Here is a 13,133-nt window from a genome sequence, read left to right on the forward strand (position 1 = left end):
TGGTTGCGCGCCGCGCTATGCCAAAACCATGCATGCCAATGCCCTCGCAACGACATAAAAGCTATTAAATATCTTTCTTATCAATAGAGAAGCGTGCCGGTGGAGTAAGGCTAAACTACTAGGGTGCAGATTCTTTGCCTAAAAGCGTGCCGCCAAAACCGCGCAGTCGCGCGCAGAGCGCAGTAGAGTATCTTGTGACGTACGGCTGGGCCATGCTGCTCATCGGCGTCGTCATCTCGCTTCTTTACCTTTATCTGATAGTGCCTGGCGTAGTGGCATCGAACTCGTGCAGCTTCCTGTCCGGAGCATACTGCGTGGACCTTGTCCTCGGCTCCAACGTCACAACCCATTCATCGGTCATGGCTCTATTCATAACGAACACGCAGCCGTACCCGATAAAGGACCCGTCGCTCTATACGAGCATAAACGGCGTCAACAGCACTGTATCGGAATGCAAGCCGGATTACGTGCTTGCAGGCGGCTCAATGATTTGCAGCCTGCCAATCACCCAGACAACGACCCTCGGGCAGTTCCTGTCCGGTGACTTATACCTTAACGCAACTTATTGCGGGCTCTCATCAACTCCAGGCACGTGCGTGCAGGCGCCAAACGAGACCTACAAGGGCAGCTTCGGCACGCATGCACAGCCCCTTGTCTCGACGTCATCTTCAATAACGCTTACTGCTGTGAACACAACCCATCCTGGCAATCCAGCCGATGGCGCGGAGGATCCCCTCACGGCTACTGTCAAGCTGCTCGGCTATCCGCTGTCCGGCGCCACTGTGAACTTCACAGCTGCATTCCAGAGCAACGGCACCAATGCCGTGCCGCCGTATTCGCTTGAATCGCAGTATGCCACAACAGGCCCCAACGGCGTTGCGAGCGACTACATAGCGGGCACTACAGTAGGCAACGTCATCGTTACCGCATACTATGCGGGGCTCACCTCGAACGCGCTCATAACCTTCGTGCCCGTAACCAAGGTGACGTTCTCAGTCTCTACGGCTTCGGCGCTATCCGGCAGCGCCGCAACCCTTGCAACGATAGACGGCACCAACTACGATTACAACCAGCTTACTTCCACCACATTCGACTGGGGCTGCGGCACTACGCATACCTATTCTTTCGTTAGCACTCCCTCAATCAGCACCGGCACGCGCCTGTCCTTCCAGCACGACGTGATAAATGGAGTTACATACTCGTCTTCATCAGGCACCATTACAGTAAACTGCGCGCTCTACAACCAGACGCAAACTGCGGTATACCAGACGCAGTACGAGTACATACCGTCGATAAACCCATCCAGCGGCGGCACAGTGTCACCGACACAGGGATGGTATGCGGTCGATTCTGGTTTCAGGTTGAGCGAAACGGCCGCAGCTAACTACACATTCAAGAACTGGACAGGCACCGGCGTAGGCAGCTACACTGGCACGCTGCCGAGCCCTGCAGTGCTGATGGGCGGCCCTGTGACTGAGACCGCGAACTACTACGCTCCTGTTACGATCACGCTTGCGAATCCTTCGCTCAGCGGCACCTCCAACACGATAGTGACGGTAGACGGCGTTGCGTACAATGCGACGCAGCTGCCTGCCGCTATAACAGCAAGCTACGGCTCTATAATAACGTACAGCTACAGCTCTACCATCGCTGGCTCAACCGGCACCCAGTATGTCAATCCTACAGTGAGCGGCTGCGGCGTAAGTTCCGCGAGCGGCTCATTCTCCGCTACGGGCTCGTGCACCCTCAGCGCCTCGTACACTACACAATACTACCTGACGATGGCGGCCTCACCGAGCTCCGACGGCACAGTCTCGCCCTCCAGCGCATGGTACAACTCAGGCTCGCCTGTTACAATAAGCGAGACTCCCAACTCTAACTACATATTCCAGAGCTGGTCAGGCAGCGGCACCGGCAGCTACTCCGGCACGACGGCCAGCACCGGCATAACTATGAGCGCGCCGATAACCGAGACTGCGGACTACGAGGCGCCGCTCACCATGACATTCGCCTCATCGTCGCTGACCGGCTCGACGGCCAACGTGGTCGAGGTCAACAACGTATATTACACAGCCTCGCAGCTCCCGGCCAGCATCTCGGTGGCCCCCGGCTCCACTGTCACATACTCATACGCATCGACCTTGTCTGGCGGCACGGGCACGCAGTACATCACGCCAACAGTGAGCGGCTGCGGCCAGACGAGCGCATCTGGCAGCTTCACTGCCAGCTCGGCCTGCACCGTCACTGGCTCGTACACCACGCAGTACCAGCTCACGATGGCTGGAGTGAGCCCATCAGGCGCTGGCACTGTCACGCCTGCGGCAGGCACCTACTGGTACAATTCCGGCTCTGCGGTGACCATAAGCGAGACGCCCTCCGGCAGCTACACGTTCAATGACTGGACGGGAAGCGGCACGGGCAGCTACACGGGCACCTCGGCGAGCACGAGCATAACGATGAGCGCCCCGATCACAGAAACGGCGAACTACTACACCTCGGTGACGGTCACCTTCACATCGTCGTCCATGACCGGCACCTCAGGCACTGTGGTGACGGTCGACGGCACGGCCTACACAGCCTCGCAGCTCCCGGCCAGCATACCGGTGACATACGGTTCTACAGTGACATACTCATACACGTCGCCTGTTTCTGGCGCATCGGGCACGCAGTACGCATACTCGTCGCTGAGCGGCTGCGGCCAGACGGCGCAGAGCGGCAGCTTCTCAGCAACGTCGGCCTGCACCGTCACTGGCTCGTACACTACCCAATATTATCTCACCATGGCGGTGAGTCCTTCTGGAGGCGGAACCGCCTCTCCATCCAGCGGCTGGTACAACTCCGGCTCTGCGGTGACGATAAGCGAGACTCCCGCCACGAACTACGTCTTCAAGAACTGGACGGGCTCAGGGACAGGGTCGTACTCCGGCACGACGGCCAGCACAGGCATAACCATGAGCGCGCCAGTCACCGAGACGGCCAACTATTACGCGCCCGTGGTAATCACGTTCACATCGTCGGCGATGAGCGGCACCTCGGCGAATGTGGTGACGGTCGACGGCACGAACTACGCATACTCGAGCCTCCCTGAGGCCCTGACAGTGCCCTACGGCTCCACTGTCACATACTCATACACTTCGCCTGTTTCTGGCGCGTCAGGCACCCAGTATGTATATTCGTCGCTCAGCGGCTGCTCCCAGACGGCGCAAAGCGGCAGCTTCACCGCAACATCGACATGCACGATAACCGCATCATACCTTACTCAGTACTACCTCACGATGGCCGTGAGCCCGTCAGGCGGCGGCACAGTGACGCCCTCCAGCGGCTGGTACAACAGCGGCGCGAGCGTGGGCATAAGCGAAAGCCCATCGACGAACTACGTCTTCGACACCTGGACATGCACAGGCACGGGCTGCTACTCCAGCACCGGCACGAGCACGACCATAACGATGAACAACCCCATCACAGAAACGGCAACCTACTACGCGCCCGTCACGATAACGTTCACTTCCTCTGCAATGTCCGGAACCTCCGGCACAGTGGTCACGGTCGACGGCACTGGAGTGGCATACTCCAGCTTCCCATACTCGATAACCGTGCCGTACAGTTCATCGGTGGCATACTCATACTCATCGCCCATAGCAGGCGCGTCAGGCACGCAATACGTTTATTCGTCGGTGAGCGGCTGCGGCCAGTCTGCGCAGTCCAACAGCTTCAGCGCGACATCAGCATGCACGGTGACCGCCTCGTACACTACCCAATACTATCTCACCATGGCTGTAAGTCCCTCAGGCGGCGGCACCGTCACACCAGCGAGCGCCTGGTACAACAGCGGCTCTGCTGTCACGATAAGCGAAACGCCTGCGACGAACTACGTCTTCGAAGACTGGGCAGGCAGCGGCACCGGCAGCTACTCCGGCACAACGGCCAGCACAGGCATAACCATGAGCGCACCTATAACGGAGACGGCGACCTACTATCCGCCACCCACGCTAACGTTCACCTCGTCCAGCATGTCAGGCACCTCGGCAACGGTCGTCACGGTCGATGGTACTAACATCGCCTATTCAAGCTTCCCGTACTCGATAATCGTGCCCTACGGCAGCACGGTCACATACGCGTATTCGTCGCCCATTGCGGGCGCATCGGGAACGCAGTATGCCTATTCTTCGCTCAGCGGCTGCAGCCAAACCGCGCAGTCAGGCAGCTTCAGCGCGACATCTACCTGCACGGTGACAGCATCATATACCACCCAGTACTACCTTACGATGGCGGGCGTCAGCCCCTCCGGAGCAGGCAGTGTCTCTCCTGCAAGCGCATGGTACAACAGCGGCTCCGGAGTCACCATAAGCGAAAGTCCTGCGACGAACTATGTTTTCAAGAACTGGACAGGCTCGGGAACAGGATCGTATTCGGGCACCACCGCCAGCACCTCGATAACCATGAGCGCCCCGATCACCGAGACGGCCAACTACTATGCGCCGGTGACGATAACGTTCGCTTCGTCCAGTATGTCAGGAACATCCGCTACGGTGGTCACGGCAGACAGCACCAACTATGCCTATTCACAGCTCCCAGTAAGCATCACAGTGTCGTACGGCAGCACGGTCACATACTCTTATGCGTCTTCTGTGGCAGGCGGCAGCGGCACACAGTATGCCTATTCGTCGCTGAGCGGCTGCGGCCAGACGGCGCAGTCGGGCAGCTTCAGTGCGACGTCCACCTGCACGGTCACTGGCTCGTACACCACCCAGTACTACCTCACGATGGCGGTCAGCCCCTCAGGCAGTGGCTCAGTCTCTCCAGGCAGCGGCTGGTATAACAGCGGCTCAGGTGTTGGAATAACGGCATCTCCAAGCAGCGGTTACTCCTTCAATGACTGGACAGGCAGCGGCACCGGCAGCTATTCCGGCACCACATCCAGCACCAGCATAACTATGGGTGCGCCAATCACAGAAACCGCATACTACCTCACGTGCACCGGTACAAATTCCACTACAATAACGAGCTACTGGTCAGTTACAGCGCCAGCTTCTGCTACTGTATCTTACACAATGTATGGAGGAGGAAGCGGCGGCAGCTCCTCCACCGACGCAGGCAGTTCAGGAAGCGAAAGCACTGGCTCTTTCAATATCGCTGCAGGGCAAACTTTAACAGTTTATGTCGGAGGTGGCGGAGGCGGTAGCAGTGGCGGAGGCGGTGGCGGAGGCGGAAGCGGCTATTATGGTGGGGGTGGTGGAGGCTATGGCCAAGGCGCTGGTGGTGGAAGCTCTGCAATACTTGTTGCAGGAAGTGTTACAGCATGTGCTAATGGGGGCCCAGGTTATCCTACTTGCATTGGAGGAGCCAAAACCTGTACTTCCCCTGGCGGCGGTACATGCAGCAGCGGTGGAACTGGAGGAACTGTCGAGTTTTTTAATACGCGTACTGGTGCAATAACTTACAGTAATGGGTATACAGGGGGCTTTAATTCCGGTGGCAACGGAGTAGATACTTATAGTCCGGGAGTTGGTGGTTATGGAGGGTCAGGTGGCACAGGGGGAAATGGAGAGCCTGCCACTTCCGGCGACAGTGCCGCTGGAGGGGGAGGGGGCTACGGTGGAGGCGGTGGAGGTAGCAGTAATAGCGCCAACGCTGCTGGCGGAAGCGGCGGGAGCAACGGTGGCAATGGAGTGGAACCTGCGCTATCTGGCTATCCGGGCGGAGTCGGCACAGGTGGCGACACCGGGGAATACGGTTCACCGTGGGTTGGTGGTAATGGTGGTAGCGTATCGCTCAACTGGACAGGTTCTTCATGCCCTGTATGAATGTATCTACTTACACGTATTGCTGCATATTGATAAGCACAGTCGTGTCGAGGCCATAAAAACGCCTTGCAAGAGCTCTGATTGCGATAGTGGTACTATGGCAAGGAGCGCGATGAGCAAGAAAACCAACCCCGGCTTGCTTGTGTTTGAATTCATGAGCCTGTTCTGGGCTGATTCTATTTCTATAAATCGATGTTAGATAATTATCAAAAATGATAAGTATCGGTGCAAGAAAGCCAGGTAGAGGCCTGTGCGGATCACAGATATTATGCCTATCAGCATTATTCTCTGGAAAATAATATCTTGTCGGCAGTGGGGGAATCCGCAAAGGCAGGTAGAAAGAACTGCCTTAACCAAAGCCTTATATATTTATCTTTATTAATACATAATAAAGATTTATTAATAAAGATGATAGGGATGGAGGGCGGAACAAGCTTTGTCGATCGCACCATGGAACTTGCCGCGCTTGGTGATGCCTATTCAAGGAAGTCGTCCTTGGTGGTGATATACGGCCGGCGAAGGCTCGGCAAGACCTCGCTCGTTAAGCGGTTCATGGAGGGCAGGCGCGGAGTGTACTTCCTGTTCACCAAAGAACCGGAGCATGACCAGCTCTACAGGCTAGCGAGGGCAGTAGGCAAGGCGATTGGGAGCAGAAGGCTGGAAGACTTCGGAGCGTCGAGCTTCGAGGACCTGTTCGCAGAAATAGGCGAATCCTGCAAGAGCGAAAAGCTGGTGCTGGCGCTCGATGAATTCCCATACCTAGCAAGCCAGGATCCTACTATACCGTCAATCTTCCAGAAGATATGGGACGAGTACCTGAAAGGCTCGAATGTTATGCTTGTGCTGACAGGCTCGAGCGTGGGCATGATGCGCAGCGAGGTGCTTAGCTATTCCGCGCCGCTGTACGGCAGGGCCACAGCCATACTTCACCTTAAGCAGATGGGCTTCAAGGACGTGAGCGCGCTGATGCCGGCAGGCATGGGTTTCGAGGACAGGCTTATGCTGTACTTCATGTTCGGCGGCGTGCCGGCATATTATGCTGCGCTCTACCAAGGAGGCAAGGCGAAGAGCTATACGATAGAAAGGGCTATGGAAGCGGTTCTGGCCGAAGGCGCCATATTCGCAGAAGAGCCGTCCGTCATGCTTTCGGAAGAGGTTACGAACGATGCAAGGTATCTCATAATACTGTCGCTGCTTGCAGAGGGCGTCAACAAGCCGAGCGAGATCGCATCAAGGCTGAATATAGCGCAGAGCAACCTCCAGAAGTATCTTACCGTGCTGGAAGGCATAGGCGTAGTAGAGAGGGAATTTCCTGTGACAGAAGCTAGGAAGAGCAGGTCGAAACGCGGCATCTACGCCATAAGCGACAATTTTACGTTCTTCTATTTTTACGTACTTAGGAAGATAACGGCAGATTTACGTGCACAGCCAGCTCAGGCCGCAATTGAGGCAATCAACTTGCTCGGGCGCGCAGCTCCTAAAAGATTCGAGCTGCTTGTGCGCGAGGTGGTGTGGTCGCTCTCCGGCAGCGGCAGCCTTCCATTCACCGCCTTCAGCGTAGGAAGATGGTGGGGGCGCAACCATAGCAAACCAAAAGGGAAGGACGAGGAGGAGATAGACATAATGGCGCTGAACCCCGAAACCAGGGATATGCTGGTTGGCGAGGCCGAATGGCGGAACAGAAAGATGGACATTTCCGATTACATGTCATTGAAAGAGAAAGCCAAAGCAGTAGAATGGAATGATGGCGACAGGAGCGTTTATTACGCGCTCTTCTCAAAGGCAGGCTTCACAGAAGGCATGGAAAAGATGGCGAAAGAAGAGGGCGTGATGCTCTTCGACCTCGATGCTATTGAGCGCGCGCTTGCTGGCAAGAGCACTGCATGATTATCCTGCCGTTGGATAATCCTATGGATGGATAAATTGCAGCACGGAAGCATCTCCGCCTTGGCTAAGTGCTCATGGGGCTTTCCGATCCGGTGAGAATGCAGCAAGCCTTAAAAACCTTGCCAGAGTGCTATATGCGAAGAGTGATGGGATGGCAAGGAGCGCGATGAGCAGAAAAACCAACCCCAGCGTGCTTGTACTGAACTTGTGGGCGCCTGTCCTGAAGCTGTTTCGCATCCATTAGATTAACGCTAGATGCTTATCAAAAATGATAGGCATCGATACACGGGAAAGTCAGGTAGGGGTCGGCACAGGAAAGCCTTAAACATTATGCCTGTCAGCATTATCCTCCGAAAAATAATATTTCGTGGGCAGCGGATGGATAGAGCGAAATTTTACAACAATGCTATCCATCTATTGGTGTCATGTGAGTACGAAAGATTTAAATATTCGTACTGTTGAAGTACCTATTATGGAGATAGGCAGCGCGCTCACCGACCTTAACGACTGGTGGCTCGACGGCAGTATCAGCGACAGCCTGGCCAAAAGCTACAGGAGGCACGCGTTCGCAGAATTCAGGCGGCTTTTCGATGCATACCGGGAGGTTTTGGTCATCACAGGGCTCAGGAGGGTGGGCAAGACCACCATCATCTACCAGCAGATATCCGACCTGCTGAAGGAGCACGCGCCCCGTGAAATACTGTACTTCACGTTCGACTACGGGGCCGTGCCAATAACGGACATACTCGATGCCTACAGGAAGCTCACTGACGTGGATTGGAAGCACCAGAAATTCTTCCTCTTCCTAGACGAGGTCCAGAAGCTCGCCGGATGGAGCTCGCAGGTGAAGATGCTCTACGATTCTTTCCCCAACATAAAGATCGTGGTTTCCGGGTCAGCCTCCCTCGAGCTGGAAAAGGGGGCTGCCGACAACCTTGCGGGCCGCCATTTCCTGGTGGGCATCAAGCCACTCTCGCTGATCGAGTTCTATGAGCTGAAGCATGAGAGGCACATCGAGAGGCCGGCCCTGTTCAGGGACGAGCTGGACGCAGAAGTGGACGCGTATATAACGAAGCCATTTCCCGAAACGGTAAAATGGAGGAGCTATAGGGATGTGGCCGCATACGTGCGCGAAAATGTCGTTTCCAAGATAGTGAGGTCCGACCTGCCCGATTCGTTCAAGGGCGTGAATTTCTTCCTGCTGGAGAAGATGCTGGATGTTTTTTACTCCAATCCGGGCATGCTGCTCAGCGTGGACGAGAACGTGAAGGCATTCGGCGTGAGCAAGACCACTTTCGAAAACCACCTCTTCTTCCTCGATTTTGCGAAGCTCATAAGGATCGTAGGCAACTTCAGGGGTTCGACGGTGGCCGCGTCGAGGAAAGGAAAGAAGGTATATCCGTATGATATTTCGCTCGCATTGGCGTTCAACCCTGACATAGGCGCGGGCAGCATACTGGAGACCAAGGTGGCCTCTGTTCTGGCTGCAAAGGCATACTGGCGGCATGCCGACGCAGAGGTCGATTTCGTAGTTTCAGACAGGCACAGGAAAGTAGGCGTAGAGGTCAAAGCGTCAAAAAATTTCAGCAAATCTGATCTCTCCGGGCTGCACAGGCTGTCTGATAGGTTCGGGATGCGAGAGGTGTTGATTTACCGGGGGAATACTGGAAGAAGCGGCAGGGTCCGCCTTATAAATTTTACCGATTTTCTGATTAAGGAAGGGCTGTGAGTGCAGGTGCCTGTCTGCAATCATGATTGCGTTACCCAAAGCCGCCACAAGGCATGCGTGCGTCACAGGGCAAGCCTTAAAAGCCTTGCCAGAGCTCTGATTGCGATAGTGGTATTATGGCAAGGAGCGCAATGAGCAAGAAAACAAACCCCGGCGTGTTCGCGCTGGAGCTCGTGGGAAGCCTGTTCTTCCTGTTCCTGGTTTACCTGATGGGCATGAACAGCATGCCGGTGAGCGTGGTGTTCAGCGGCACGGGCTCGTTCTGGCTGCCGGTGTTCGCTGGCGTCTCGATACTCGCCGCGATAGCGCTGTTCGTCTTCAGCTTCACCTACCTGGGAGAGCCGAAGATAATGGCGGGCGAGCGCACCAAGAACATGGGCCTGCAGCTGGCGATGGTGCTTGGCGTGACGTACTTCGCACTGACGATAGGCACGCCGTACTTCTTCGTCTCCCTGATAGGCTTCATACTGGCCCTGATAGGCGGAATACTGGGCTACAGGCTCTGAAGTCAAGGCACTGGCCCTGCCTCCGGCAGGGCATTCTCTTTTTGGTTATTGGAGACCCCGATCTGTGCCAGGACTTGCCGCACTATGCTAAACGTTTTATATCTTAGCTGTCATATATTGGCGAGAAACATGAAGATGGAGATATACGGGTTTAAGGCCGATGTCCACAGGGACGGGAAGTGGTTCGTGGGCACGATCGACGAACTCCACGTCCAGGATCAGGCCAGGAGCTTGAGGGAGCTCGAGAGCGAGCTCAAGGATGCGGTAGACACCGCAGTCGAATTCCTTACTGAAAAGAGTATCGTCAAGACAAAATCGCCGGTGCTGAGAAGCCTGATCGCCAGGAACTAGGTGAGCACATAGGCGCACTGAGGCCTGTAAAACCGTTCAGGCTGCTTAAAGTGCTGCAGGAAGATTACGGGTTCTCGGCCAGGCAAAACTCTGATGATTTTATGCTCTTTTGGTTGGGTTAGGTGCAATGATAGCTATTCGACAAAGACGTATTTTGGTATGTTAATACCTGGCCTGAACCGCCTGAACCGCCTGCTTGTCCTATCGTGGAGGCTCCCCCTAAAGAGACATTATTTTGCGGTCCTCCACTACCGCCCGAATATGTGTAGATGCCTGGAGTATACCCTCCATTTCCGTAAACTATTAATATACTCCCCCCGCCACCGCCGCCGCCACTAGCACCATCTGATGTGCCCTTGTCTGTAATAGTTTTACTATAAACATGTGTGCCATACTCTGCTTGCCCGATTTGTCCGCTTGCTCCTGCGGTGTTGATCGAACCAGTTATGCTAACGGTAAATCCTTGTATATATACGCCATAACCAGCAGCACCACCCGTGCCTCCATCTCCTTCGCCAGTAACGCAGCCTGAGAATAAACAACTGCCTGCGCCGCCGCCTCCAGAGCCGCCATTTAAGTAGCCTGTCGGATTTGCTTCCACAGAACCTACGAGAGATGAACTCAGCACAGGGGCCGGGGGTGTAGAACCGTTATTTCCGACCTGACCTGCCGCTGAGGTAAGACCCCCACTAACGCTCGTATTGCATCCGTTAGCTCCGCCATATGTATTGCTACCGCCGCCACTGCCACCAGAGCCTCCATACGAGCTAGTAAACATATTACACCATGATGTCGTTGTGTTATAACCGCCGGTGGGGTTAGTGTAAGCACCTGTGCTCAGGCTTTGCGTACCTGAATTAACTGCACCGTTAATATTGACATTCAGGAGGGCTTTAAGACCATAGCCGATGGTCGTTAGTGTGACACCGCTATCTACTGTTATATTGCAGGCCACAATATCGCCAGTTAAGGTTGTTCCCGAATTGTATATTACCACTGCGCTCGAATTATCTAAGGAGGTAGGATTATATACTGGAGTTATATACCCTGCAGTTTCTGTGATCGGGGCGCTCATCGTTATGCTCGTGCTCGTTGATGTGCCGGAATACGAGCCGGATCCCGAACCTGACCAGCTCTGGAATATATAACCGCTGCCAGGAGATTCGCTTATCCCGACTCCGGAGCCGCTGTTGTACCAGCCGCTGCCTGGAGAGACTGAGCCAGTTCCCGACGGACTTACTGCCATCGTTAGGTAGTACTGGGTGGTGTACGAGGCTGTGACAGTACATGACGACGAGGCAGTGAAGCTGCCTGACTGCGCACTCTGGCTGCAGCCGCTCAGCGACGAATATGCATACTGTGTGCCGCTGCCGCCTGCCACAGAAGACGCATAAGAGTATGTGACCGTGCTGCCGTACGACACTGTGATGCTTACTGGGAGCAGCAAACAAGGTTTTCGAAGGAAGTTTGTTTAGTTCTCATAAAATATCTTTTACAAAAAAACAATCGCTTTAGCGGCTGGATGAATCTACACAATTATTAAGAACCTACAATATTGTAATGGTGTATAAATTTTTATATGCAGGTAAAAGGGTTTATAGGTTCAGGATAGTGATTGGATGAGATATCCAGAGAATACTATGAGAGAAGTGGAAGCGCAGTTAGAGAGGATAAGTCACATCAAATGGGTGAGCGGCGGCAACATGGAACTGGCCCGAAAGTACGCTGACAGACTACTGGCGCTGGACAGGAACCCCAGGACCATCAGCAAGCACATCTATTACCTGAGGCGCATCCTGGAGCTCTCTCCCGCATTCGACTTTTCCAGGGCGAAGCGCGAGGACTTCGAGAAGCTTCTGCTCAGAATCAAGAGGCTCGGAGTTTCGGCCGCCGCCGAGTATGATTACAAGAAGGTCTTGAAGTCGTTCATGAAGCAGGAGTTCGGCGACGGGGTTATGCAACCGGCCGCAGTGCAATGGATCAAGCTTTCGACCAAGGATTTCGGGAGGATAACGCCCTCCGATGTGCTGCGACCCGAAGAGGTTTTGCTGCTGATAGAGGCCGCAGGCAACAGCCGTGATCGGGCCCTCATCTCGCTCGGCTTCGAGGCGGGGCTGAGGAGCGGCGAGGTCGTTAACATGAGGGTAAGGGACGTCGACCTGGTATCGCAGCAGGCCTGGGTCACGGTCTCGGGCAAGACGGGCATGCGGCGCATCCCAATCTTCGGCTCTGCGTTATATATAGCGCGCTACCTGGACGACTGCAGGCCCAGACTGAAACCTGACGACTGGCTCTGGCAGCGGCTGGTGCATGATCGTCGCGCGGGCCGCCTGGAAGCACCGGGCATGAACGCGATGCTGAAAAAGGTTGCCAGGGAGGCCGGCCTCGCCAAGCCCAAGGGCATCTGGTGGCATTTGTTGCGCCATTCCTCGGCAACCTACAACGCGAACAGGCTCAACGAGGAGCAGCTGCGGAATTTCTACGGCTGGGCCAAGGGCAGCCAGACGCCATCGCTGACGTACGTGCACATGGCCGCAGAAGACGTCGCCAACGCGCTACGCAAGGCGAATGGGCTGAAGGCACATGAAGCATGGGAGAGATCTTTGCCTGTTAAGGAATGTCCCCGCTGCATGTTCGTGAACACAACTGATGCAAGGTTCTGCTCCAGATGCGGATCGGCGCTTGACGTAAATGCGGCTTTTCGGCAAGGGAAAGACGAAACTACTCTCGAGCGGCTTTTTGTCGAGTGGATGAAGAATCATGAAGATGTTAGAAACTGTGATACCAAACTGCCATATGAAAAAAGGCGGACGCGCATTGCCGGCAATGACAGTCTTCGATTATAGGATGATATTT

Annotated in this window: 6 protein-coding genes and 2 pseudogenes; 6 read left to right on the forward strand and 2 right to left on the reverse strand. The window is 55.1% G+C overall.

Going from position 1 to position 13,133, the window contains the following annotated elements:
• Window positions 1-485 precede the first annotated feature (485 nt).
• Window positions 486-4,907 (forward strand): annotated as a pseudogene (locus M1158_01910) (hypothetical protein).
• 254 nt (window positions 4,908-5,161) lie between these two features.
• Here the strand turns inward: M1158_01910 and M1158_01915 are convergent.
• Window positions 5,162-5,266 (reverse strand): annotated as a pseudogene (locus M1158_01915) (LysM domain-containing protein).
• Window positions 5,267-6,221: 955 nt separating this feature from the next.
• On the opposite strand from M1158_01915, the gene M1158_01920 reads away from it, so the two are divergent.
• The 4 genes from M1158_01920 to M1158_01935 all read left to right on the forward strand — a co-directional run bounded on the left by M1158_01920 (window position 6,222) and on the right by M1158_01935 (window position 10,277).
• On the forward strand, window positions 6,222-7,691 hold the full coding sequence (locus M1158_01920) for an ATP-binding protein (protein MCL5099858.1): 1,470 nt from the start codon (window positions 6,222-6,224) through the stop codon (window positions 7,689-7,691).
• A gap of 472 nt (window positions 7,692-8,163) precedes the next feature.
• Entirely contained in the window at window positions 8,164-9,420 is a 1,257-nt protein-coding gene (locus M1158_01925; GenBank protein ID MCL5099859.1) for an ATP-binding protein, read from the forward strand.
• A gap of 116 nt (window positions 9,421-9,536) precedes the next feature.
• Entirely contained in the window at window positions 9,537-9,926 is a 390-nt protein-coding gene (locus M1158_01930; protein ID MCL5099860.1) for a hypothetical protein, read from the forward strand.
• A 129-nt stretch (window positions 9,927-10,055) separates the two neighbouring features.
• Window positions 10,056-10,277, forward strand: coding sequence for a hypothetical protein (locus M1158_01935; GenBank protein MCL5099861.1), 222 nt, complete (start codon window positions 10,056-10,058; stop codon window positions 10,275-10,277).
• Between the two features lie 118 nt (window positions 10,278-10,395).
• Here M1158_01935 and M1158_01940 read toward each other — a convergent pair whose 3' ends face one another.
• Window positions 10,396-11,724: a hypothetical protein gene (locus M1158_01940; GenBank protein MCL5099862.1), complete on the reverse strand. Its 1,329-nt coding sequence runs from the start codon at window positions 11,722-11,724 to the stop codon at window positions 10,396-10,398.
• A gap of 172 nt (window positions 11,725-11,896) precedes the next feature.
• Between M1158_01940 and M1158_01945 the strand changes: the two genes are divergently transcribed.
• Entirely contained in the window at window positions 11,897-13,123 is a 1,227-nt protein-coding gene (locus M1158_01945; protein MCL5099863.1) for a site-specific integrase, read from the forward strand.
• Window positions 13,124-13,133: the final 10 nt, after the last annotated feature.

The sequence above is a fragment of the Candidatus Marsarchaeota archaeon genome, assembly GCA_023473665.1.
Lineage (GTDB): Archaea > Micrarchaeota > Micrarchaeia > Micrarchaeales > Micrarchaeaceae > JAMCYM01.

What these genes read in the sequence shown, in the direction of transcription:
- M1158_01930 (MCL5099860.1), top strand. Translation starts at nt 9,537, where the DNA reads ATGGCAAGGAGCGCAATGAGCAAGAAAACAAACCCCGGCGTGTTCGCG.
- M1158_01935 (MCL5099861.1), top strand. Translation starts at nt 10,056, where the DNA reads ATGAAGATGGAGATATACGGGTTTAAGGCCGATGTCCACAGGGACGGG.
- M1158_01920 (MCL5099858.1), top strand. Translation starts at nt 6,222, where the DNA reads ATGGAGGGCGGAACAAGCTTTGTCGATCGCACCATGGAACTTGCCGCG.
- M1158_01945 (MCL5099863.1), top strand. Translation starts at nt 11,897, where the DNA reads ATGAGATATCCAGAGAATACTATGAGAGAAGTGGAAGCGCAGTTAGAG.
- M1158_01925 (MCL5099859.1), top strand. Translation starts at nt 8,164, where the DNA reads ATGGAGATAGGCAGCGCGCTCACCGACCTTAACGACTGGTGGCTCGAC.